The sequence below is a fragment of the Rhodobacter lacus genome (assembly GCF_042683065.1).
In the GTDB taxonomy this organism is placed as follows: Bacteria; Pseudomonadota; Alphaproteobacteria; order Rhodobacterales; family Rhodobacteraceae; genus Rhodobacter; species Rhodobacter lacus.
This window is the reverse complement of sequence record NZ_JBHUIX010000004.1, coordinates 22,441-45,325: the sequence shown is the minus strand read 5'-3', so window position 1 is coordinate 45,325 and position 22,885 is coordinate 22,441. Positions and strand designations below refer to the sequence as shown.

Annotated in this window: 23 protein-coding genes; 10 read left to right on the top strand and 13 right to left on the bottom strand. The window is 65.3% G+C overall.

Going from position 1 to position 22,885, the window contains the following annotated elements:
- Positions 1-2 precede the first annotated feature (2 nt).
- On the top strand, positions 3-812 hold the full coding sequence (locus ACFSM0_RS03655; RefSeq protein ID WP_377387326.1) for a helix-turn-helix transcriptional regulator: 810 nt from the start codon (positions 3-5) through the stop codon (positions 810-812).
- A 70-nt stretch (positions 813-882) separates the two neighbouring features.
- On the opposite strand, the gene ACFSM0_RS03650 is transcribed toward ACFSM0_RS03655, so the two are convergent.
- The 3 genes from ACFSM0_RS03650 to ACFSM0_RS03640 all read right to left on the bottom strand — a co-directional run bounded on the left by ACFSM0_RS03650 (position 883) and on the right by ACFSM0_RS03640 (position 3,494).
- Entirely contained in the window at positions 883-1,395 is a 513-nt protein-coding gene (locus tag ACFSM0_RS03650; protein ID WP_377387323.1) for a GbsR/MarR family transcriptional regulator, read from the bottom strand.
- Positions 1,395-2,441: an aldose epimerase family protein gene (locus ACFSM0_RS03645; protein ID WP_377387320.1), complete on the bottom strand. Its 1,047-nt coding sequence runs from the start codon at positions 2,439-2,441 to the stop codon at positions 1,395-1,397. Before ACFSM0_RS03645 ends, ACFSM0_RS03650 begins: the two co-directional genes overlap by 1 nt.
- A 63-nt stretch (positions 2,442-2,504) precedes the next feature.
- Positions 2,505-3,494: a zinc ABC transporter substrate-binding protein gene (locus tag ACFSM0_RS03640; RefSeq protein WP_377387317.1), complete on the bottom strand. Its 990-nt coding sequence runs from the start codon at positions 3,492-3,494 to the stop codon at positions 2,505-2,507.
- A gap of 93 nt (positions 3,495-3,587) precedes the next feature.
- Here ACFSM0_RS03640 and ACFSM0_RS03635 point away from each other — a divergent pair, with 93 nt between their 5' ends.
- The 4 genes from ACFSM0_RS03635 (at position 3,588) to ACFSM0_RS03620 (ending at position 6,186) form a co-directional block, all read left to right on the top strand.
- Positions 3,588-4,127, top strand: a complete 540-nt coding sequence (locus ACFSM0_RS03635) for a Fur family transcriptional regulator (protein ID WP_377387314.1) — start codon at positions 3,588-3,590, stop codon at positions 4,125-4,127.
- Positions 4,124-4,927 carry an ATP-binding cassette domain-containing protein gene (locus ACFSM0_RS03630; RefSeq protein ID WP_377387311.1) on the top strand — a complete coding sequence of 268 codons (804 nt, stop codon included), beginning with the start codon at positions 4,124-4,126 and terminating at the stop codon, positions 4,925-4,927. The genes ACFSM0_RS03635 and ACFSM0_RS03630 overlap by 4 nt, the downstream gene beginning before the upstream one ends.
- Complete coding sequence (locus tag ACFSM0_RS03625; RefSeq protein ID WP_377387308.1) at positions 4,920-5,705, top strand: iron chelate uptake ABC transporter family permease subunit; 786 nt, start codon at positions 4,920-4,922, stop codon at positions 5,703-5,705. Before ACFSM0_RS03630 ends, ACFSM0_RS03625 begins: the two co-directional genes overlap by 8 nt.
- Before the next feature lie 295 nt (positions 5,706-6,000).
- Positions 6,001-6,186 (top strand): hypothetical protein, encoded by a 186-nt coding sequence (locus ACFSM0_RS03620; RefSeq protein WP_377387305.1) that lies wholly within the window; start codon positions 6,001-6,003, stop codon positions 6,184-6,186.
- A gap of 178 nt (positions 6,187-6,364) precedes the next feature.
- Here the strand turns inward: ACFSM0_RS03620 and ACFSM0_RS03615 are convergent, their stop codons facing one another.
- The 9 genes from ACFSM0_RS03615 to ACFSM0_RS03575 all read right to left on the bottom strand — a co-directional run bounded on the left by ACFSM0_RS03615 (position 6,365) and on the right by ACFSM0_RS03575 (position 17,175).
- On the bottom strand, positions 6,365-7,054 hold the full coding sequence (locus ACFSM0_RS03615) for a YjbF family lipoprotein (RefSeq protein WP_377387302.1): 690 nt from the start codon (positions 7,052-7,054) through the stop codon (positions 6,365-6,367).
- Positions 7,051-9,174 carry a YjbH domain-containing protein gene (locus ACFSM0_RS03610; protein WP_377387299.1) on the bottom strand — a complete coding sequence of 708 codons (2,124 nt, stop codon included), beginning with the start codon at positions 9,172-9,174 and terminating at the stop codon, positions 7,051-7,053. Before ACFSM0_RS03610 ends, ACFSM0_RS03615 begins: the two co-directional genes overlap by 4 nt.
- Positions 9,175-9,461: 287 nt before the next feature.
- Positions 9,462-10,616 carry an iron-containing alcohol dehydrogenase gene (locus tag ACFSM0_RS03605; RefSeq protein ID WP_377387296.1) on the bottom strand — a complete coding sequence of 385 codons (1,155 nt, stop codon included), beginning with the start codon at positions 10,614-10,616 and terminating at the stop codon, positions 9,462-9,464.
- The gene (locus ACFSM0_RS03600; protein WP_377387293.1) at positions 10,613-12,001 is read right to left on the bottom strand and encodes an aldehyde dehydrogenase family protein; all 1,389 of its coding nucleotides are present in this window, start codon (positions 11,999-12,001) and stop codon (positions 10,613-10,615) included. The genes ACFSM0_RS03605 and ACFSM0_RS03600 overlap by 4 nt, the downstream gene beginning before the upstream one ends.
- A 45-nt stretch (positions 12,002-12,046) precedes the next feature.
- Positions 12,047-13,411 (bottom strand): glutamine synthetase family protein, encoded by a 1,365-nt coding sequence (locus ACFSM0_RS03595; RefSeq protein WP_377387290.1) that lies wholly within the window; start codon positions 13,409-13,411, stop codon positions 12,047-12,049.
- Positions 13,412-13,490: 79 nt separating this feature from the next.
- Positions 13,491-14,528, bottom strand: a complete 1,038-nt coding sequence (locus ACFSM0_RS03590) for a TRAP transporter substrate-binding protein (protein WP_377387287.1) — start codon at positions 14,526-14,528, stop codon at positions 13,491-13,493.
- 45 nt (positions 14,529-14,573) lie between these two features.
- Positions 14,574-15,899 carry a TRAP transporter large permease gene (locus tag ACFSM0_RS03585; protein WP_377387284.1) on the bottom strand — a complete coding sequence of 442 codons (1,326 nt, stop codon included), beginning with the start codon at positions 15,897-15,899 and terminating at the stop codon, positions 14,574-14,576.
- Complete coding sequence (locus tag ACFSM0_RS03580) at positions 15,899-16,405, bottom strand: TRAP transporter small permease subunit (protein WP_377387281.1); 507 nt, start codon at positions 16,403-16,405, stop codon at positions 15,899-15,901. Before ACFSM0_RS03580 ends, ACFSM0_RS03585 begins: the two co-directional genes overlap by 1 nt.
- The gene (locus ACFSM0_RS03575; protein ID WP_377387279.1) at positions 16,405-17,175 is read right to left on the bottom strand and encodes an N-formylglutamate amidohydrolase; all 771 of its coding nucleotides are present in this window, start codon (positions 17,173-17,175) and stop codon (positions 16,405-16,407) included. The genes ACFSM0_RS03580 and ACFSM0_RS03575 overlap by 1 nt, the downstream gene beginning before the upstream one ends.
- Before the next feature lie 148 nt (positions 17,176-17,323).
- Between ACFSM0_RS03575 and ACFSM0_RS03570 the strand changes: the two genes are divergently transcribed.
- Positions 17,324-18,196 (top strand): MurR/RpiR family transcriptional regulator, encoded by an 873-nt coding sequence (locus ACFSM0_RS03570; protein WP_377387276.1) that lies wholly within the window; start codon positions 17,324-17,326, stop codon positions 18,194-18,196.
- Positions 18,197-18,412: 216 nt separating this feature from the next.
- Here ACFSM0_RS03570 and ACFSM0_RS03565 read toward each other — a convergent pair whose 3' ends face one another.
- A complete protein-coding gene (locus ACFSM0_RS03565) occupies positions 18,413-18,730 on the bottom strand; it encodes an antibiotic biosynthesis monooxygenase family protein (protein ID WP_377387273.1) in 318 nt (105 codons plus the stop codon).
- A 287-nt stretch (positions 18,731-19,017) separates the two neighbouring features.
- Here ACFSM0_RS03565 and ACFSM0_RS03560 point away from each other — a divergent pair, with 287 nt between their 5' ends.
- From ACFSM0_RS03560 to ACFSM0_RS03545, 4 genes are all read left to right on the top strand, one after another.
- Positions 19,018-20,115 (top strand): ABC transporter substrate-binding protein, encoded by a 1,098-nt coding sequence (locus ACFSM0_RS03560; RefSeq protein ID WP_377387270.1) that lies wholly within the window; start codon positions 19,018-19,020, stop codon positions 20,113-20,115.
- Between the two features lie 72 nt (positions 20,116-20,187).
- Entirely contained in the window at positions 20,188-21,063 is an 876-nt protein-coding gene (locus ACFSM0_RS03555) for an ABC transporter permease (RefSeq protein ID WP_377387267.1), read from the top strand.
- Positions 21,060-21,842 (top strand): ABC transporter permease, encoded by a 783-nt coding sequence (locus tag ACFSM0_RS03550; protein WP_377387264.1) that lies wholly within the window; start codon positions 21,060-21,062, stop codon positions 21,840-21,842. The genes ACFSM0_RS03555 and ACFSM0_RS03550 overlap by 4 nt, the downstream gene beginning before the upstream one ends.
- The gene (locus tag ACFSM0_RS03545; RefSeq protein WP_377387261.1) at positions 21,839-22,885 is read left to right on the top strand and encodes an ABC transporter ATP-binding protein; all 1,047 of its coding nucleotides are present in this window, start codon (positions 21,839-21,841) and stop codon (positions 22,883-22,885) included. The genes ACFSM0_RS03550 and ACFSM0_RS03545 overlap by 4 nt, the downstream gene beginning before the upstream one ends.

Sequence of the window (22,885 nt, the reverse complement as noted above, 5' to 3'; positions counted from 1 at the left end):
CGATGAAGGATCTGCCCTCGCTTCTGCCTCACCCTGCCTTTGCCGAGAGGCTCGATGCCGTTCGGGCGCGGTGGCGGCGCAGCGGACTTGGCTCGCTTTTCGTGGTTGTGCCGCTCTTTGCGGTGCAGGCGGTGGCGGCGCTTTATTTCGTCTCGGGTATTCTGGCCGCGCTTTTTGGCATCGCGCTGGCGCCGATCGACTGGCAATTGCGGGAGGCCTTTGAGATCGGGGCGGCGCTGGCGCTTCTGGTCGGGCTTGCGTTCAGCGCACATGTGGTGCTGAGCTTGCGGCGAGAGGCGCATGTGGCGCGCGAGGGGTTGCGCCGGGCCTCAAGCGCTTTTGCCGACCTGCTCGACGAGCGTTTCGGCGAATGGCATCTGACCCCGGCCGAGCGCGACGTGGCGCTGTTTGCGATCAAGGGGTTGAGCCTTGCGGAGATCGCGCGCCTGCGCGAGACCTCCGAAGGAACGGTGAAGGCGCAGACGGCGGCGATCTATCGCAAGGCCGGGGTGTCGGCCCGCAGCCAGCTTGTCAGCCTGTTCATCGAGGATCTGATGTCGGTGCCCGATGAGCGTGCCGAGGCGAGCCGGCCAGATGTGCGGGGGGGCGCGCTGGCACGTGCGGGCGCGGCCGGACGCACGGCCGGACGCACGGTGGCTCAGGCAGAGAGCACGGGCGCGGTGCGCGCGATGACAAAGAGTGCGGCGGGGGCAGGCCCTCGGGCGCAAGCCGCCGCGCCCCGGCGCGCCAAGAAAGAGGCCGATCCGGCAAGCGGATGCGAGGATGCGAGCGCGCCAAAGCGGCTGCACTGATCGCGTCGGCGCCATGACCTGTGCGGGCGTTCGGCTGCCGCCGCGCCTTTTGGGCCGCGCAGTTTCCGCGTCACTTCTCGCGGGCGTGCTTTTTCTTTTTCTTTTCGGCGCGATCCTGGCCCAAAATCTGGGCAAAATCGGCGCTGTCGCGGCGGGTCAGCCGCATCATCCAGTCTTCGGCCGCGCCGCTCATCGTGGCCAGCGCGACGATCCGCGGATCGGGCTCGGGCTGGGCGGCGAGGCTGGCGAGGCGCGCGGTGAGCGGCGCGATCTCGCGGCGGTGCCGGTCGGCAAGGGCTGCGCGCAGCAGCGCCCACGGGTCCGGGTCGGCCACATAGAAATCGCGCCGCGTTCCGGGCGCGCGGGCCACCTGCACCAGCCCCGCCTGCCGCAACTCTTTGAGGGCCACCGAGACATTGGACCGCGAGAGGCCGAGCGCGGTGCACAGGTCTTCCGCCGAGGGGGCCTGCGCGGCGCGCCAGATCGTGCCGAGGCAGGCGCCCGCGGCCCGCGAGAAGCCAAAGCGGGTGGCCAGATCGGAGAAGAGCGCGGTCACTTCGGCGGCGGGCGGGGTCGTGGTCATCATGCTCTCCTCGCGGCGGCCCCTGCGGGTGCGGCCTCGGGCGCACCGCGGTGCAGATGCAGCCGGGTCTCTTGGCGCCACAGCGCGCCCGGGGCGAGCGTGATGGCGGGGAAGTCCTTGTGGTTGGGCGCATCGGGCCACATCTGCGGCTCAAGCGCAAGGCCCGCATAAGGGCCATAAGGCGCGCCGGTGAGCCCGATCACCGGCACCGCGCCGATGGCGCGCCCGTCATAGACCTGAAGCCCCGGCGCATCCGTCTCCAGCACCAGACCAACGCCGGAGGCGCCGGTGAGCCGGGCTGCCACGCGCAGCCCCGCCCCCTCGAGGCAGTCCCCGTCGAGGCAGTAATTGTGATCGAGCGGCGGCAGATCCGAAAGCAGGCGGGGGGCGCGCAGGTCATGACCCGTGCCCGCGACCGGGACCGGCGCGCGCGGCAGGTTTTCGGCATCGGTTGGCAAATAGTGCGATGCGGCAACCTCAAGCCGGTGCCCGCGGGTGTCTGGGCGGCCGTCCAGCGTCCAGTAGGGGTGATGGGCGAGGTTCATCAGCGTTTCCGCATCGCTCGTCGCGCTGAGCGTCAGCGCGAGCGTGGCGGGCGGCTCGATGCGGTAGTGCGCGCGGATCACGCGATTGCCGGGGAGCGCGGCGGCACCATGCGGGAGCGAGAGCCGGAACGTGACCTCCGAGCCTGTCGCCGCCTCGATCTCCCAGATCTGCTGCGACACGCCCGCCGCGCCGGAATGGAGCAGATGCTCTCCGTCATTCGGCAGCCCTTGCCACAGCTCTCCGGCAATCGTGATCCGGCCCTGTGCCAGCCGGTTCGCCACCGGCCCCACCACCGCGCCGCACCAGGGCAGGGCGGTCTCATAGGCCCTCAGGCTCTCTGCGCCAAGGATCAGCGGCCAGGGCGTGCCCGCCAGACGCAGATCCTGCAAGGTGGCCCCAAGCGTCAAAAGGCGCAATGTCAGCTCGTCCGCGCGCAGCGTGACCGCGCGGACCTCTTGCCCCGAAGATGTGGTACCGAAACGGCGGATATCGGCGCTCATCGCTCCCCCTTGCGCCCGGAGAGTTTCACGAACCCCCCGGGGAAACAAGAGGATGTGCGCCGATCAGGGGCGCAGGCAACGGGTCAGCGTATCAGCGAGCCCCTGCAGGAGCTGGGCATAGAGATCCGGGCCGTAGGAGAGCGCAGAGCCGGTGGGATCAAGCGCGTCTCCGAGCTTGACTTGCGTGCCCTCGAGCAGCATCTCGATCTGCTTCGGGTCATGCTGGGCCTCGGGGAAGGCGCAGACCACGCCTTTCTGGGCCAGATCGGCGCGCAGCTCGGCCAGATGCGCCGCCCCGGGCGCGGTGGCATCGCCAAGGTTGACCGCGCCCACCACGTCGAGCCCGTAATGCGCCGAAAGGTATCCGTAAGCGGCGTGGAACACCACGAAGGGGCGCCCCGCCACCGGGGAGAGTTCCGCCTGCAGCCTTGCATCGAGCGCGGCCACGCTGGCCTTGGCGGCCTTCGCATTGGCTGCGTAAGTCGCCTCATGCTCGGGATCGGCGGAGGAGAGCGTCGCGGCGATCTGGTCGAGCCAGATCTCGGCGTTTTCGGGCGCCAGCCAGGCATGCGGGTCGAGCCCGCTATGGTCGTGATGCTCCTCGCCCTCTTCCGCGTGGTCGTGGTCTTCCGCGCCCTCGGCGTGCGCCGCGTGGTCATGCGCCTCCGCGGCGAGATCATGATCTTCGTCGCCATGCTCGGCATGGGGCGCGCCGCCAAAATCCTGCAGATGGGTGCCGGGCGTGTGCAAAAGGGCGAGCCGTGCGCCCGAGCCGGCCACCGTGTCGAGCGCGCGCTCAAGCCAGGGCGTCATCTCCGGCCCGACCCAGATCACCAGATCGGCCGATTGCAGCGCCGCCGCCTGGCTCGGCTTGAGCTGGTAGCTGTGCGCGTTGCCGCCTTGTTCGAGCAGCACCGCGGGCGTGCCCAGATCGCCCATCACCTGAGCGGTGAGCGATTGTATCACCGGCAGATCGGTCATCACTTGCGGCACTTCAGCCAGGGCGGGGGCGGGCAGGGCGGCCAGAAGGGCCAGCAACGGGGTCTTTCTCATCTCTCTCTCCGGAAGCGGATGTGGACCTTGCGGGTCGGGGTCCGCTTATCTATGTTACAGGATAACAGGTCAAGAGAAATGTGATAAGGTAACATGTCTGGGAACAGCCCCGAAGCCCCCCGGCACGCCCCGGCGGGCGGGAGCGATGTCGAAAACGCCTTTGCGCATCATGACCATGCGCATTGCGCCGGAGAGGTGCTGGCGCGCGCGCAGGCCGAGGCAGAGCGGCGCGGCCTGCGGTTCACGCCGGTGCGCAAGCGCGTGCTCGAGATCTTGCTGGAGGCGCATCGCGCGATGGGGGCCTATGAGGTGCTTGACCGGCTCGCCTCGGAAGGGTTTGGCAATCAACCCCCCGTGGCCTATCGCGCGCTCGAATTTCTGGTCGAGGCGGGGCTGGCGCATCGGGTGCAACGGCTGAACGCTTTTGCCGCCTGCATGCATCCCGGTGAGAGCCATGCGCCGGTGTTCCTGATCTGCCGCGAATGCGATACCGTGGCCGAGGCGGGGGCCGCACCGCTGCGTGCCGCCCTTGACAGCCTTGCGCAGGGGCTCGGCTTTGCAGTCGAACGCGCCAGTTTCGAGGCTTTGGGGCTCTGCCCAACCTGCCGCGCAAAGCTGGAGGGCACGCTTTGACCGCGCTGATCACCGCCGAGAAGCTCTCGGTGCGCCATGGCGAGGCCACGGTGCTGTCGGGGGTGGATTTTACCATCACCAAAGGCGAGATCGTCACCGTTGTCGGCCCGAATGGCTCGGGCAAGTCAACGCTGATCCGGGCGCTGATCGGGCTTGAACCGGCGGCAACGGGGCAGGTGACCCGTGCCCCCGGTCTGGTGATCGGCTATGTGCCGCAAAAGCTGCACATCGACGCCGGGCTGCCGATCACCGTGCGCCGGTTCCTTTCCTTGCCGCGCCGGGTTTCCGATGCGGCGGCCGCGGCGGCGCTGGCACGCACCGGCGTGCCGGGGCTTGGCTCCCGCCAGCTTGCGCGCCTTTCGGGCGGGCAGTTCCAGCGCGTGCTGCTTGCCCGCGCGCTTCTCACCCGCCCCGATATCCTGATCCTTGACGAGCCGACCCAGGGGCTCGACCAGCCCGGCACCGCGGGCTTTTACCGCCTGATCGAAGAGGTCCGGCGTGAGACCGGTGTGGCGGTGCTGATGGTGAGCCACGATCTGCATGTGGTGATGGCGGCTTCGGATCGCGTGGTCTGCCTCAATGGCCATGTCTGCTGCGAGGGCGCGCCCAAGGTGGTCTCGGCGGCGCCGGAGTATCGCGCGCTCTTCGGGCTTGGCACGGGCGGCGCCTTCGCGCTCTACCGCCATGTGCATGACCATGACCACGAGGCGGATGAAGGTCACGGCCATGACCCGTCCACGCCCCATGCCGCCCATCCGCATCATGTTCACGGCCCCGAATGCACGCACGACCATGCTTGACGATTTTCTGATCCGCGCGGCGCTCGCCGGTATCGGCCTCACCCTCGCCACTGGGCCCCTGGGGGCCTTCGTGGTCTGGCGGCGGATGGCCTATTTTGGCGATGCCACCTCTCATGCGGCCATTCTCGGCGTGGCGCTGGCCTTCGGGCTTGGCATGCCGCTTTATGCGGGCACGCTCACCGTGGCGCTGGCGATGGCGCTGACCGTGGCGGCCCTTTCGGGGCGCGGGCATGCGATGGATACCGTGCTTGGCGTGCTCGCCCATGCCGCGCTGGCCTTCGGCCTCGTGACGGCCTCATTCATCCCCGGTCTGCGCGTCGATCTGAGCGCGTTCCTGTTTGGAGACATCCTTGCCGTCAGCCGCGCCGATCTTGCGGTGATCTGGGGCGGCGCGGGGCTCGTGCTGGCGCTTCTGCTCTGGCGCTGGCAGGAGTTGCTCACCGCCACCGTGAACGAGGAACTCGCGCAGGCCTCGGGGCAGGACCCGGGCCGGGCGCGGCTGATCCTGACACTCGCGCTTGCGGTGACGGTGGCGGTCGCCATCAAGATCGTGGGGGCCTTGCTGATTGCGGCTTTGCTGATCGTCCCTGCCGCGGCGGCGCGCCAAATCACCCGCAGCCCCGAGACGATGGCGCTTGGCGCCACGCTCGTTGGCGCGTTTTCGGTGGCGGGCGGGCTTACCGCCTCGCTCCGGCTGGATACCCCTGCCGGCCCCTCGATCGTTGCCGTGGCGGCGCTTGTGTTCACGATTTCGTTGGTTCTGCGCCGGCGCGGCTGAGGGGCACCCGTCTTCAAGGCTGGGTTGGCTGTCCCTGTCGGCTGTGCGGGCCCGCCGGGGGCCGGGGCGGGCGGGGGCGGCAAGAGGGTCGTTTTTTCCCCTTTGCGACAGCGCCGCAACTCAGGATGCCGCGGCGCGGCATGATGTGGCAAATCAGGCGTGCGAAACTGCAACACTTTGCTTTCGCTGCATGGGCTCGGCCAAGATTTCCCCTTTGCATTTACCAGCGCCTGTGCTTTCCTCGCCCCGATGCTGCCGGGCTTGGCGGCTCTCTACAGCAATGACGGAGATTACCATGAAAAAGATCGCTACTCTCGCCCTGGCCGTTGGCCTGTCGGCTTCCACCGCTTTCGCTGGCGGCTACACCGCTCCGGTCGTCGAGGCCGCTCCGGTCGTCGCCGCTCCGACCTCGTCGTCCTCGGGCATCCTCGTGCCGGCGCTGCTGCTGGTCGCCGTTGCCGTTGCGGCTTCGTCGAACTAATCTTTCGCCCATCTGGGCAAAGACATCGAGCCGGGAAGCGTATGCTTCCCGGCTTTTTGGTTTGCCGCCCCCGAGGCGCGCGGCGGCGCAGGTGCGGGCTGTTGAGACGCCGCCAGCGCAAAGGCCCGGAGCATCGCTCCGGGCCTTGTGAGGCATTGTGCGGGCGCTGTGAGGCGCGTCAGTCTCGCAGCGTCTGGAGTGTCAGATAGCCGAGTTCCTGGCTGATCCATTGCCGCGAAGACAGGATGCGCCCATCCGCGCCGACGATATAGGCGTTGTCGAAAACAAAGCCGTGGCCGGAGCAATGCGCATCCATCTTCACGCCGGAATAATCGATGCCGGCAAAGCTGTAGCTCGCCGTCGCGCCGGGGGTGAGGGTGCAGTCAAGCGGCAGCGGGCGCTCCAGCCCGAGCCCGTCGAGGAAGCGCAGCTCAATCGACACCGCACCGGCGCTGCGGGCCCGGAGTTTGGCGGCCAGTGCATCGACATCGGCCGACATCATGTCATGGCCAAAGCCGCGCGTGCCGGCGAGAACACCTGCCCGCGTGATCAGCGCCTGCCCCGAGGGGGACATCCAGGTGCGCATGGTGCCGTTCTCGCCGCGCATGGCAAAGAGCGAGGTGGAGCTGTTTTGCTCAAGCGTGGCGATCAGCAGCGGGCCCGCGTTCACCGTAAGGCCCTCGCGGGCCATTGTTTCAACGTCGATTGCGGCGGGCGCGGCACCGGCGCGCTTGGGCGTGAACGTGCCGAGCAGTTCGGAAAAGGCTTCGCGCCCGGTCTCAAGATCATTGGTATCGGTGCCGCAACCCGTCAGCGCCGTCGCCGCGAGCAGCAGCGCGGCGAGCCCGGCCAAAGGAGTGATTTTCATCGCCAGAACCGTCCCCATTGGTCATAAAGCGAGCCCGTCTGGGCGGCGTCGACCACATTGTAGAGCCGGCCATCAATATCGAGCCGCGCGCCACCGTCGCGTTGCAGCGGCCGGATCGTCGCCGAGAGCGTATTGACCGAAGGTTTGCCCGTCGACCAGACCACCGGGATCGAGAGACGGATCCCCTTGTCGAAGGAGCCTTCGCCATATTCGGCGTTCGACATGTCGGTGATGGTGGCGAAAGCGCCGACTTTCCAGCCGTTTTCGAAGGTGCGGTCGATGGCAACCGTTGCGCCCCAGTCCTTGGCCAGATAGCGGCCCACATCAAGCTCGCCCAGGAACCCGCCGCCGAAATCGTAATAGGCGGAGGCATGGCCGGTGGCGGTCTCGTAATCGAGGAAGCTGAAGCGCTGGTCGTAGTCGCGCTGGCGCACCCAGTTGGCCTCGAGCCCGAGCGCAAGGCGGCTGTCGACGGGTTTCCACAGCAATTCGCCGGACACACCGCCATACATCCGTTCCAGATAGCCCACGGTGAGGCGCGAATAGAGGCTGGGCGCCGGTTGCGCGTAATAGGAAAGCGTCAGATCCCGCAGGGTCAGATCGCCGTGTTTCTGGTATTCGGCGAGATCGGAGCGCACATGTTGCGCACGCGAATCAGAAACCCGCGAGATGTCGTCAAGGTTGCCGACAAATTTTTGCCGGACGGTGCCAGAGAGAATCAGCCCCGGCGCAAATTCGAGCCGCCCCTTGAGCTGGGCGCCAAGATCGCCGCGCAGCGGATTGTCGGGGTCGAAGATCGAAATCTCGCCGTAGGGGGTGAGCGACCAGCGGAACCGCGGGAAGATATTGTCGGTCACCACCTGCGCCGGGTCACGCCCGGCCTCGGTGATCGTGCTGGTCTCAAGAATGCGGCCTGCGGCAGTGTTTTCCAGCCGTTCGAGATCGGAGCGGCGGAAGGTGACGGAAGAGACCGCCATGCCCTTTCGCATCGAGGTCACGGTGATCGTCTCGACCGAGGGCGGCAGCGCGCGGGTGGCGGTGCGCACGACGTGGCCGATCGCCTGCGGCTGGGCGGCATAGGTCTCGTTGCTGACCCGCAGCTCGGCGCGCGTTGCGGTGAGCGACATCGATTCGAGAACCTGGCCGTCTTTCGCCAAAGCATCGGCCAGCGCGCCCTGAATCGCGGGCTGCGCGGTCGGATCGGCGCTCCAGGAGCCGGACCAACCCGCAATATCGGCATTCCGCGGCGGGCGCGGGCGCACCGGCAGCGGTGCACGTTCGATGCCGGAGGGGAAGGGCGGGTTGTGCGGGTTGATCGCGCGCGAGAATTGCAGCCCGATCTTGTCGCCATGCATCACGAAGAACTGCAGATGCGTATCGGCCGCCACGAGATAATCTGCGGCCAGGTTGACCTGGCTCTTGCGGTCCCAATCGCCCAGTGTCGTTTCCTGGGTATAGGCATCGGAGGAATATTCCGCCTTCAGCGTGAGCCGGTCGTTCATCGCCCAGGAGAGGCCGAAGAACGGCGCGACATCGCCGCGGAACCAGCTGTTGTCGTTGAACTGGCCGCCGTTCGAGGCGTAGTTGTATTCCGGGCGCGAGCCCATCGTGGCGATCGAGCCAAAGGAGCCGAGGCGGCCCCAGCCGAGGCCCGCGGTCACGCGCAGCCGCTCGCCAATGCTTTTCGTGGCAACGAGATATTCCGAGGAATAGACCCCGGTGCCGATGAAATCGTTGAGGCCCACCGCCAGTGCCGGGCGGTAGCGCCCCTCGGTGAAGATCTGGTAGCGGATGTCGAAAGAGCGGTCATAGAGCGCTTCGAATTCGCCCGTGTCCTTGCCGGTCACCTTGTCCTGGATCGGGTTCAGACCGGGGATGCGCGAATAGCGGAACGCCCCGGTGATGCGCGGAGTGATCTGGAACGTCAGCGTGTTGCGGAAGGTGCCGCCGCCGATTGCGGTGATCGAGACCCCGAGTTCGCCGTCTGGAAAGACCTCGGCGCTCGGCAGATCGACAACGCCGGGCATGCCATAGGTATTGCGGCTGGTGCCGACGAGCGGGTCCGCCTGCGCCGGGCCGGGCAGGGGCGCGCAAAGAAGCGCCGCGCAGGCGCCAAGCAAGAGCGCGCGCAGGGCAGGGCGTGATGACCGCTGCCGATCTTGCGCGGTCTGGGGTTGAGCCGTCTGGGGCCGGGCCGTCTGGGGCCGGTGCGGATAGGCTGACTGCACACTGTCCTCCGAAGTCTTTGGGTCGTTATACCCAATTTCGCTCTGCAGACGAGAGCGAAAGATCAATCAGGGCCGGGTTTGGGCCGCATCGCGCAGGAAAGCGGCAGCGGCGCCACAAGAAAGGCCCGGCGAAGCGCGAAACGCCGCCGGGCAAGGGTCTTGCACTCCCGCGCAGGCGGTTACATGCAGGCGTCAAAGAGCGCGCGGGTGTTTTCGCGCGTCATCTCGATCGGGTTGCCGCCGCAGGACGGATCTTCGAGCGCCATCTCGGTGAGCATGTCGAGGTCTTCCGCCTTCACGCCCATCGCGGTCAGCGTTTCGGGGATCTTCAGCTCCTTGCGCAGCGCCACGATGGCGGCACGGAAGCCGTCAAACCCGCCCGCAATGCCGAGATAGGCCGCGGCCTTCTCGATCCGGTCCTCGATGGCGGCGCGGTTGTAATCGAGCACCATCGGCATCACGCAGGCGTTCGTTGTGCCATGGTGCGTGCCATAGACCGCGCCGACGGGGTGGGAGAGCGAATGGATCGCGCCGAGCCCCTTTTGGAACGCCACCGCGCCCATCGCCGCGGCACTCATCATATGCGCGCGGGCTTCAAGGTCGGTCGGATTGGCATAGACCTTGGGCAGGTTCTCGAACACAAGCCGCATGCCCTCAAGCGCGATGCCCTGGCTCATCGGGTGGTAGAACGGCGAGCAGTAGGCCTCAAGGCAATGGGCGAGCGCATCCATGCCGGTGCCCGCGGTGATGAAGGCGGGCATGCCCACCGTCAGCTCCGGGTCGCAGATCGTGACCGCGGGCATCAGTTTCGGGTGGAAGATGATCTTTTTCTTGTGCGTGTCGGAGTTTGTCAGCACGCCCGCGCGGCCCACTTCCGAGCCCGTGCCCGCGGTGGTTGGCACGGCGATGATCGGCGCGATTTTCGTGGCATCGGCGCGGGTATACCAGTCGCCGATGTCTTCGAGCTCCCAGACCGAAAGGCTTGCCGGCTGGTCGGCCATCAGCGCGATCATTTTCCCAAGGTCGAGCGCCGAGCCGCCGCCAAAGCAGACCACGCCATCATGCCCGCCCGCCTTGTAGACGGCGATGCCCGCGATCATGTTCGCCTCGGTCGGGTTCGGATCAACCTCGGAGAACATCGCGCGGCCAAGCCCGGCGGTCTCGAGCACATCCAGCGCGCCCGCGGTGATCGGCAGCGTCGAGAGCGCCTTGTCAGTCACCAGCAGCGGCTTGGTGATCCCCACCGCCTTGCACTGCTCGGCAAGTTCCGCAATCCGGCCGGGGCCGAATTTGATCGCCGTGGGATAGTTCCAGTTCATGCGCGGAACGCTCATTTCGTCACCTTCTTGAGATGGTAGGATTTCGGCCGCGTGACCGATTGATAGCCCAGCACCGAGAGCGCGGCGCCGCGCCCGGTATCCTTGCAGCCGGTCCAGCACAGCGCCGGATCGAGATAGTCGCAGCGGTTCATGAACACGGTGCCCGTTTCCACGCGCGCGCCGATTTCGGCGGCGCGGTCGGGGTTTGCCGTCCAGAGCGAGCAGGTGAGCCCATAGGGGCTGTCGTTCATCGCGGCAATCGCTTCCTCGTCGTCCTTGACCGACATGATGCCGACCACGGGGCCGAAGCTTTCTTCGCGCATCACCCGCATCTCGTGGTTGACGTTCACGAGGATCTGCGGCGCGAGATAGGCGCCGCCGTCATCGGCGGGGAAAAGCGCGGGGTCGATCAGCGCCTCGGCGCCCTCTGCCACCGCTTCGGCGATCTGCTCGCGCACGATTGCCGCAAAGCGCTTGTTCGCCATCGGGCCAAGCGTGCTTTCCGGCTCGAAGGGGTTGCCGAGCTTGAGCGCCTTGACCCAGGCCACGGCTTTTTCGACGAAAGCGTCATAGAGGCTTTCATGCACATAGATCCGCTCGATGCCGCAGCAGCACTGGCCGGCGTTGAACATCGCCCCGTCCATCAGGCTGTCGACCGCGGCATCAAGATCGGCATCGTCCATCACATAGCCGGGGTCTTTCCCGCCCAGTTCCAGCCCGACGCCGGCAAAGGTGCCCGCCGCCGCGCGCTCGATCGTGGCGCCGCCCTTCACCGAGCCGGTGAAGTTGATGAAGTTGAAGGCGCGCCCGCCGATCAGCGCCTCGGTCACGTCATGGGTGAGATAGACGTTCTGGAACACATCCTCCGGCACGCCCGCGGCATGGAAGGCCTCGGCAAGGCGCTCGCCCACCAGCATGGTTTGCGTGGCGTGTTTGAGCACGACCGTATTGCCCGCGATCAGCGCGGGAACGAGCGTGTTGATCGTGGTCAGGTAGGGGTAGTTCCACGGCGCGATGATGAAGACCACGCCCACCGGCTCGCGCGCAATATAGCGGCGGAACTTGTCGCTCTCTTCCACCATCATCGGCGCGAGCGATTTTTCTGCAATTTCAGACATATAGGCGGTGCGGTCATTGACGCCGCCAAATTCGCCGCCAAAGCGGGTGGGGCGGCCCATCTGCCAGGCGAGCTCTTCCACCACCCGGTCTTTCATCTCGTTGAGCTTTGCCACCCCGGCCTTGACGAGCGCGATGCGCTCTTCAAGCGGGCGCGCGGCCCAGGCGGGCTGCGCCGCGCGGGCGCGCGCGGCCATGTCTTCTGCCTCCACCAGGCTCAAGGCCGGGCGCTCGGCATAGACCCGCCCGTCCACCGGTGAGATACACTGGATCATCTTCGTCATGTCGACCTTCCTCTGGGGCCACTCTGGCCCCGTAAAACCTTGAAATCAGGCCCGCTCGAAACAGCGATGGCGTTCCAGATCGGTGACCACGCGCAAGATCTCTTCCATCTCCCAGCGCGCGGCGCGGTAGTAATGCTCGATCACATCCGCTCCCATCACCCGATTGAGGAGCACGGAATCCCTGAGCGCCTCGGCCGCCTCGCTGAGTGAGCGCGCCACTTCGGGCGCGGTCTCGGCCTGATAGAGATCGCCCGAGACAGGCATGCCCGGATCGAGCATCTGCTCGATCCCCTCAAGCCCGGCGGCGAGAAGCGCCGCACAGGCCAGATAGGGGTTGAGATCGGCGCCGCCGATCCGGCATTCGACGCGCACGCTCTTGGAGCCCTCGCCGCAGATCCGGTAGCCCGCGGTGCGGTTGTCGAGCGACCAGACCGCCTTTGTGGGGGCGAACATGCCCACGCAGAAGCGCTTGTAGCTGTTCACGTAGGGGGCAAGAAAATAGCTCAGCTCGCGCGAGAAGGCGAGTTGCCCGGCAAGGAAATGGCGCATGATCTCGCTCATCCCGTACTCGGCCTTGGGGTCGTAAAAGGCGTTCTTGCCATCCCTCCAGAGCGACTGGTGAATATGGCTCGAGGAGCCCGCCTTGCGGTGATCATATTTTGCCATGAAGGTGGCGGAGGCGCCGTGGCTTTGCGCGATCTCCTTCACCCCCATCTTGATCAGCGCATGCATGTCGGCGGTGTCGAGCGCTTCGGAATAGCGCGCGTTGATCTCTTCCTGACCCGCTTCGGCCTCGCCCTTCGAGCATTCGACCGGGATCCCCGCGCCATAAAGATGGTTGCGGATGTCACGCATGATCTTTTCGTCGCGGGCTGTGCCCATCAGTGCGTAATCGACATTGTAGCGTGCCATCGGCGTGGGCAGCGGATAGCCGGCGTCGAAAAGCTGGGTATAGCTTTCCTCGAACAGGAAGAATTCGAGCTCGGTCGCCATCATCACGTCAAAGCCCATCGCCGTCGCCCGTTCGATCTGGCGCTTGAGCACGGTGCGCGGGGCATGCGGCACAAGCTCATGGGTGTGGTGGTCGAGCACGTCACACATCACGAGCGCGCTGGCGGGCAGCCAGGGGATGCGGCGCAGCGTCGAGAGGTCGGGCTTGAGCACATAATCGCCATAACCGCGCGCCCAGCTCGACGATTTGTAGCCCGGCACGGTGACCATCTCCATGTCGGTGGCGAGCAGATAGTTGCAGCAATGCGTTTCCTCGAAGGCGCTGTCGATGAAATGCTGCGCGTGGAAGCGCTTGCCCTGCAACCTGCCCTGCATGTCGCAGGCGCAGGCGATCACGGTATCGATCTCGCCCGAGGCGACGGCCGCCTTGAGCGCGTCGAAGGTCAGGTTTGCGGGCATCTTTTCCTCCAGTCAAAAGCGCGGTTCTGCCGCCGCGTCAGGGTGGGGCAGGGCCGGGATCGCTCCCGGCCCGACCGGATCAATAGCGGTAGGGCACGCCGGCCTTCACCATTGTGTCGTTGTATTTGCGGATGATGTCCACGACCTTCGCCTTGAGCGGGCTTTCGGCGGCGATCTCGTCCCAGAACTTGTGCGCGGCCTCTTCGAGCTTGGCATAATCCTCGGCCGGAAGCGAGGTGAGCGTCATGTCGGGGCCTTCGACGCGCAGTTTCGCCTCGCCCGCCCAATACCACCATTGGCGGTGGTAATGCGACTGATCAAAGCAGGTTTGCATCAGCTGTTGCAGATGCGCGGGCACCGCATTCCAGCGCTCCATATTGGCGAAGAAGTGGCCGATCCACGCGCCCGAGATGTTGTTGGTGAGGAAATAGGGCGCCACTTTCGACCAGCCCGAGGTGTAATCCTCGGTGATCCCCGACCACGCGAGGCCATCGAGCTCGCCTGTTTGCAGGGCCACTTCCACATCTTCCCACGGGATCGTCACCGGGATGACGCCGAATTGCGCAAGGAAGCGCCCGGCGGTCGGGAAGGTGAAGACCCGCTTGCCCTTGAGGTCATCAAGCGCGTTCACCGGCTCTTTCATGTTGAAGTTGCACGGGTCCCACGAGCCCGCCGAGATGTGCTTGATGCCGACCTTGGCATATTCTTCTTCCCAGATCTCTTTCAGACCCCAGGAGTTGAAGAGCGCGGGCACGTCGAGCGAGTAGCGCAGCGCAAAGGGGAAATAGCCGCCGAACACGGTGACTTCGGTGGGCGAGGCCATCGAGTCGTCGTCCGATTGCACCGCGTCGATGGTGCCGTTCTGCATCGCGCGGAACAGCTCGCCCGTCGGCACAAGCTGGTCGGAGGTGTAAAGCTCGATTTCCATCTGGCCATTGGCGATGGTGTTGAACGCCTCGATTGCGGGTTTCACCACTTCTTCGGCAAGGGCGGGGCCCGCATAGGTTTGCAGGCGCCATTTGATCGTTTCGGAGGCGCGGGCCGGGGCCGCAAGGCCCGCCGCCGCAGCGGCACCCACCGCACCGGTGGTGAGGAACTTCCGTCTCGTCGTCGTCATCTTTCTCTCCTTGTTGTGGGGCGCCCCGTTCGGGGTCGTTTTGGCTCAGCGCCCAAGCACCGTTTGCGGCAGCCAGAGCGCGATTTCGGGAAACACCATGATCAGCACAAGCGTGAAGATCATCACCAGCACGAACGGCAGGACCGAGCGATAGATCACCGGAAGAGTGAATTCAGGCGGGGCCAGCGCCTTCATCAGAAACAGGTTATAGCCGAAGGGCGGCGTCAGATAGGCGATCTGGCAGGTTATGGTGTAGAGCACGCCATACCAGATCAGATCGAAGCCGAGCGCCTTGGCAAGGCTGACAAAGACCGGCGCGACGATCACCAGCATCGCGGTGTCGTCCAGAAACATCCCCATGAAGAGAAAGCTCAACTGCATCAGCACGAGGATCTGCCAAGGCGCGAGGCCAAGATCGGAGGTGAAGAAATTCTGGATCGCGCGGCCCGCGCCAAGGCCATCAAACACCGCGCCAAAAGAGAGCGCGGCGGTGATGATCAGCATGAACATCACGGTGATATGCAGCGTTTGTTTGGTGGCGACCTCGAACACCTGTTTGGTGAAGCGGCCCTTGAGCATGGCCACGAGCACGGTGGCGGCCACACCCACCACCGAGGCCTCGGTGAGGCTCGCCCAGCCGTTCAGAAAAGGCACCATCATCGCGGCAAAGATGAAAATCGGCAGCAGGCCCGCGCGCAGGAGCTTGTATTTTTCGGCCCGCGGGATCGAGGCGCGTTCCTCCGCGCTCATGCGCGGCGCGAGGCTCGGGTTCAGCCAGGTGCGCGCCATGATGTAAAGGATGAACATCACCGCCATCAGCAGCCCCGGGCCCACACCGGCAAGCCAGAGGTTGGAGACCGGCTGGCGCGCGATCAGCGCAAACAGCACGAGCACCACCGAGGGCGGGATCAGGATGCCAAGCGAGGAGCCCGCCTGAATCACGCCCGAAATCATCAGCTTGTCATAGTTGCGCCGCACGAGTTCGGGGAGCGCGATGGTGGCGCCAATCGCCATCCCCGCGACCGAAAGCCCGTTCATTGCCGAGATCAGCACCATCAGGAGGATCGTGCCAATGGCAAGGCCGCCGGGCAGGGGGCCAAACCAGACGTGGAACATCCGGTAAAGGTCTTCCGCCAAACGGCTCTCGCTCATCACATAGCCCATGAAAACGAACATCGGCAGCGTGAGGAGCGGGGTCCATTTCATCAGCTTCATGACCGCCGAGAAGCCCATGTCGGTGCCGCCCGGCCCCCAGAGCGTGAGCGCGGCGATCACCGCAACAAAGCCGATCGCGCCAAACACCCGTTGCCCGGTGATCATCATGAGAAGCAGCGAGGAAAACATCAAAATCGCAATGGTGTTGTGATCCATCAGATTTTCTCCCCGCGCAGCGTGGCAATGTCGCGGATCAAAAGTGCGGTGGCTTGCAGGAGCATCAGTGCGAAACTGAAGGTGATGATGGTCTTGAGCGGCCAGAGCACGGGGCGCCAGGCGGTCGGGTTGCGCTCGCCCACCTCGAAGGAATAGACCGTCGAGTCAAAGGCGCCATAGAGCATGATGGCGAGATAGGTCATCAGGAAAAAGACGGTGAGCGCATCGGTGAGCGCGCGCCCCTTGTGGGTGAAGCGCGCATAAATCAGATCCATGCGGACGTTCACCTCGGATTGCATGGTCCAGGGCGCGCCGAGCATGTAATAGGCCACCAGCGTGAACTGCGCCATCTCCAGCGTCCAGAGCGCGGGAATATGGGCGAATTTGGTGATCATCGACCAGACCATGATCGCCATCATCACATAGAGCAGATACATGGCGAAGCGGCCAAGCCGACGGGTCACGGCCTCGATGAAGTGAACGTAACGCACCAAAAACCGCGGCATCAGGCAGCCTCCTCGCGCTTGGCGAGTTCTGCCACCGCGGTGCGCAGCACCGCGCCCAGCCGCGTCGCCATCGCCGCCTGCGCGGCGGCATCGGCGATCAGATCGTTGCGCAACTCCAGCATCACGTTCTTCAGCCCCATTGGCGTGGCCTGAAGGGCCAGCGTGTGGGTGACCTCGTCGGCGGCACTATAGGGCTCGTTGAGACGGGAATCGAGGCCGGTCTGCGCGCGCGCCTGCGCAAACACCGCCTCGGCAAGGCTCGGGTCGGCGTCATGGATGATGCCAAGCTCGACCGCGCGCGGGCTGCCATGCCAGACCGGCGTGAAGGAATGGACCGTCACGAGGATCGGGCGCACGCCCAGGGCAAGTTTTTCGGCCAGAAGCGCGCGCAATGCCGCATGGAAGGGGATGTAAAGCGCCTCGGTGCGGGCGCGCCGCGCCTCGGGCGTGACCGCCGCATTGCCCGGGATCGTGTGGATCTCCGAGCGCGCGGGCATTGCGCCCGGAGAATGGGGCGGGCGGTTCAGGTCATAGATCAGCCGCGAATGGGTGGCGCGCACGAGCGGCGCATGCAGCTCTGCCGCAAGAGCCCGCGCCAGGCCGAGCGCACCCGGGTCCCAGGCGGCATGGCTGTCGCGTGTTGCCGCATCGAGCCCGAGCGCCCCCCAGGGCGCCGGGAAGGTATTCACCGCATGTTCGCACACGAAAACGAACGGCCCGGGGGCCGCGCGTCCTTCAATGACGACCGCGCCTTCCGTCTTGTTGTCCACAGCCACTCCCCGTCGCCGTCGATTCTGTTATGCTTTTGGAGTCAGGCTTGACCGCAGGGGGGAAACTGTCAACATCATTTCAGAATTGATAATTCTGTTACAATCTGTTCGAGGCGCGATTTCGCGTCAAAGGCGAGGAGCGCCCGTTTTGGCAGCAGAGACGAAGACGATCGAGGAGGAGTTGCGCGGCACGATCGCCACGATGACGCGGGCGGAGCGCCAGCTTGCGAGCCATATCCTGCGCCATTACCCGGTGGCGCTGCTGGGCTCGGTCACGCAGCTCGCGCGCGGGGCCGAGGTGAGCTCGCCCACCGTGGTGCGGCTGGCGCAGAAGATGGGCTATGGCGGTTATCCGGGCCTGCAGGCGGCGGTGCGCGACGAGCTGGAAGCGCGCCTTGTCGGGCCTTTGGCGAAGCACGACCTCTGGGCGGCGCAGGCACCAGAGGGGCATGTTCTCAACCGCTTCGCCGATGCGGTGATGGCCAATCTGCAGGCAACGCTCGCGCAGATCGAACAGGCGGATTTTGATGCGGCGGCGGCATTGCTCGCGGACCCGAGCCGCAAGATCTTTGCGACCGGGGGGCGGATCACGCTGGCGATGGCCGAATATTTCGTCACCCATATGAAGGTGATCCGGCCGCAGGTGGAGCTTTTGATGCCGGTGTCGAATGCCTGGCCGCCCGCGCTTTTGGAGATCGAGCCGGGCGATGTGCTTCTTGTGTTCGACATCCGCCGCTATGAGAATGCGGTGCTGCAATTGGTGGAAATGGCGGCGGAGCAGGGCGCGGAGGTGGTGCTTGTCACCGACCCCTGGGTGAGCCCGGCTGCGGCACATGCAAGGATCCGGCTGTCGGCGCAGGTTGAAGTGCCCTCCGCATGGGACAGCACCGTGGCGATCCAGCTCATTGTCGAGACGCTGATGGCAGCCGTGCAGGATCTGACCTGGGAGACGACGGCGGCCCGGATGCGCCGGCTCGAGGCGCTTTATGAGCGCGCGCGCTTTTTTCGGGGCAGAAAGTAGGGGGGCGCTGCCCCCCTCTTGGCGCCTGCGCGCCAATTCACCCCCCGGGATATTTGCACAAAGTCGAAGGCAGGGGCGGCCCTTTCCGCCTTGGCGGGCCGAAGGGGCGCATTCTCGCCGGGGGCCGCAGCATGCTCCGTGGCCGCAAAACACCGGCGTGATGCAAAAAATAGGGGCGGCCACGGCGACCGCCCCTGTCGAACCTATGGGCAACGTTTAATAATTTGCCGCGACCTCATACATCACAGGCTCGAAACTCCGGCACAGGGTGGCGATCACCTTGTTGCGGGCAATCATTTCCGGGCTGCGCAGCATCGCCTGATAATCGCCGCGCTTTTCCCATTTTGAATAGGTGGCGATCCGGGTCTGCGCGTCGTTCATGTGCAGCCCCGCGCCGATGAACCCGCCCGCCTTGCTGATGCATTCGGTATAGGCCGATTGCAGATGCTCCATCAGCTCGCTGGCCGTGGCCGGCGTCATCTCGAAGGTGCAGATCACCGTCTGGCCGGTGAATGCGGCAGAAATCTCCGTCATGCTCTCTCCTCCTCTTCCTTGCGACAGGATGACACAGGGCGGCGCAAAAACCAGCCTTTTCGCGCGAACCTTACGTCCGGGCGCGGGCAGGGCGGACGGAATGAGGCCAAGATGACAGAGGCGTAACAGAATTGTTGCAAGCGCGCAGATTTCGCGCAAGTCTTGCCCGGTCGGTCAAATCCGACCATGCCTGAGGCGCGCGCGTCGCAAGACTGTCACAGAACGCGCCTAGGTGCTGGTTGCGCCCACAGTGGGCCCAACCTTCCGACAACGGGGAGAGACTGAATATGAAACCGATGCACATCCTCGCCGGCGCTGCCGCGCTTCTGGCCACCACGGCGCTTGTCCACGCCGAAGATCTGGCCACAATCGAAGCCGCCGCCAAGGCCGAGGGCATGCTCACCACCATCGCGCTGCCGCATGACTGGTGCGGTTATGGAGCCGTGATCGAGGGCTTCAAGGCGAAATATCCCGAGATCACCGTGAACGAGCTGAACCCCGATGCGGGCTCGGCCGACGAGCTCGAAGCGATTCGTGCGAACAAAGGCAACACCGGCCCGCAAGCGCCCGACGTGATCGACGTTGGCCTCGCCTTCGGCCCGCAAGCGAAGGACGAAGGGCTGATCCAGCCCTACAAGGTCTCCACCTGGGATGACATCCCGGATGCGGTCAAGGATGCCGACGGCTACTGGTATGGCGACTATTACGGCGTGATGTCCTTCATGGTGAACAAGGATCTCGTGACCGAGACCCCCGCCGACTGGTCGGATCTGCTGAAAGCCGATTACGCCGGTCAGGTGGCGCTCGCGGGCGATCCGCGCGCCTCGAACCAGGCGATTCTCGCGGTGCTTGCGGCCGGGATGGCCAATGGCGGCGCGGCTGGCAAGGAAGCCGGCGAGAAGGGCCTTGAGTTCTTCAAGGAGCTGAACGGGAACGGCAACTTCGTTCCGGTCATCGGCAAGGCGGGCACGCTTGCGCAGGGCGCCACGCCGATCGTCGTGATGTGGGACTATAACGCGCTCTCCGCGCGCGACACGCTTGCCGGCAACCCGCCGGTTGAGGTGGTCGTGCCGGCAACCGGCGTGCTGGCCGGTGTGTATGTGCAGGCGATCTCGGCCCATGCGCCGCATCCGAATGCGGCGAAACTCTGGATGGAATATGTCTATTCGGACGAAGGCCAGAACCTCTGGCTGAAGGGCTACTGCCACCCGGCGCGCTTCAATGCGATGGCCGCCGCGGGCGTGGTGCCGCAAGAGCTGGTTGACGCGCTGCCGCCGGCGGAAGCCTATGCCAATGCCTATTTCCCGAGCATCGACGAGCAGGGCGCCAACAAGGAAGCCGTGACCGCGGGCTGGGATTCGGTCGTGGGCGCCAACGTCCAGTAACGGACACCAGATCAGATCCGCCGCCTCCGGTTTGCGCCGGGGGCGGCTTTTCACCGAACGGACCCTCCCCGCGTGACCGATCATCCGCCGCCTGCCCCGCGCCGCCGCCTGAACCTTGCCTGGCTCGGCATCCTGCCTTTCGCGGCCTTTGTCGCGCTGTTTTTGATCGCACCCACGATGAAGATCGTGATTGGCGCCTTCCAGCGCGCCGATGGCAGCTTCACCTTTGAGAACATCGCCGGGCTCTTTACCCCCTCGATTCTTGCAAGCTACTGGATCTCCATCAAGATCTCGGTCGCCTCTGCGGCCCTTGGCGCGCTGATCGGGTTTTTGATGGCGGCGGCGGTGGTGCTTGGCGGGCTGCCGCGCTTCATCCGGGCGCCGCTTCTGACCTTCTCGGGTGTCGCCTCGAACTTCGCGGGCGTGCCGCTCGCCTTTGCCTTTTTGGCGACGCTCGGGCCCTTGGGCCTTGTGACGATGTGGCTGCGCACCGAATTTGGCATCAACCTGCGGGCGCTGGGGTTCAACATCCTCAGCTTCTGGGGGCTGACGATCACCTATATCTTCTTCCAGATTCCCTTGATGATCCTGATCATCACGCCTGCGCTCGATGGCCTCAAGCGCGAGTGGCGCGAGGCGGCGCAATCGCTTGGCGCCTCGGCGCGGCAATACTGGATGTCGGTGGCGCTGCCGATCCTCGCGCCCTCGATCCTTGGCACCTTCGCGCTTTTGTTCGCCAATGCCTTCGGCGCCGTCGCCACCGCCATCGCGCTGACAGGCTCCTCGCTCAACATCGTGCCGATCATGCTCTTTGCGCAGATCCGCGGCGATGTGCTTGGCAACCCGCATCTGGGCTATGCGATGGCCTTTGGCATGATCCTTGTCACCGCGCTTGCCAATGTTCTCTATATCTGGCTGCGGATCCGCTCCGAGAGGTGGTTGAAATGAAACGTGCCGCCGCCTGGGCGATCCTGCTTCTGGGGATGGCCTATTTCATCCTGCCGCTGATCGGCATGGTCGAGTTTTCGCTCTCGATGAAACGGGGCGTCTACAGTTTCGAGGCCTATCGCGTTGTCTTTGCCGATCCGCGCTTTCGCGAGACCTTCACCTATTCGGTGGTGATGGCGGTGCTGACGATCCTGTTTGGCATTCTCCTTGTTGTGCCCACGGCCTTCTGGGTGCGGCTCAAGCTGCCGGGGCTGCGGCCCTATATCGAATTCGTGACGCTTTTGCCGCTCGTCATTCCGGCGATCGTCGTCGTGTTCGGTTATATCCGGCTTTACAACACCTCAAGCTGGTTGCCGCTCACCGGCACGACCATGGGCACGAACCTGCTGTTGCTCTTTGGCTATTCGATGCTGAGCCTGCCCTATATGTACCGCGCCATCGACACCGGGCTGCGCACGATTGATGTGGCCACGCTCACCGAGGCCGCGCAAAGCCTCGGCGCGGGCTGGGTGACGATCCTCGCACGGATCATCCTGCCCAATGTGCTGGTGGCCGTGCTCTCGGGCGCCTTTGTCACCTTTGCCATCGTCATGGGGGAGTTCACGCTGGCGGCGCTTCTCAACCGCCCCGCCTTTGGCCCCTATCTGCAACTGATGGGCGCCAACCGCGCCTATGAGCCCTTTGCGCTCGCCACCATCGCCTTCCTCATCACCTGGGCCTGCATGGGGCTGATCCAGTTGGTGACCCGGCTTTCCAAATTCGACAGGGCCCCGAAATGAGCTATCTCACGCTTTCTCACCTCGAAAAAAGCTTCGGCACCCTGCGCGTGGTGAAGGATTTCAACCTTGAGGTCGCGCAGGGCGAGTTCATCTCGCTGCTGGGCCCTTCGGGTTGTGGCAAGACAACGGTTTTGCGGATGGTCGCGGGCTTTGAAACGCCGACCTCGGGCGGCATATCCATCGACGGTCAGGACGTGACGCATCTGCGCCCGAACCAGCGCAATATCGGCATGGTGTTTCAGGCCTATGCGCTGTTTCCGAACCTGACCGTGGCGCAAAACGTCGGCTTCGGGCTGAAGGTGAAGGGCGCGCCCAAGGATGAAATTCGCCCCCGCGTGCGGGAGATGCTGCAGCTCATCGGGTTGGCCGATCTCGGCAACCGGTATCCGTTCCAGCTGTCGGGCGGCCAGCAGCAGCGCGTGGCGCTGGCCCGTGCGCTGGCGCCCAAACCCTCGGTGCTGCTGCTTGACGAGCCGCTCTCCGCGCTCGATGCCAAGGTGCGCGTCTCCTTGCGCAACGAGATCCGCGCGATCCAGCGCGAGCTTGGCATCACCACGATCTTCGTCACCCACGATCAGGAAGAGGCGCTCTCGATGTCCGACCGCGTGGTGGTGATGCATGAGGGCATCGCCGATCAGGTCGGCACGCCGTTTGACATTTACAACCGCCCCGCCACCCGCTTTGTGGCGGGCTTTGTCGGCACGCTCAACACGATCGAGGCGCCCGTGGTCGATGCCGCCAGCGGCACCGTGCGGATTGGCCTGCGCGAGGTGCGGCTTGGCCGCGCGTTGCCTGCCGGGCGCGTGACGCTCGGGCTGCGCCCCGAGGCGGTGAGCCTTGCGCCGACCGGGCGCGAGATCACGCTTCATGGCCGCATCCGCGAGGTGGATTTTCTCGGCTCGGTGATCCGGTTGCGTGCCGATCTGGATGGCCAGATCCTTGCCTTCGACACATTCAACACCGCGCATGGCGCGCCGCCGAAAGTGGGCGAAGAGGTGACCCTTGGCCTCAATGCCGCCGATCTGCTGGTGATCGGCGCGTAA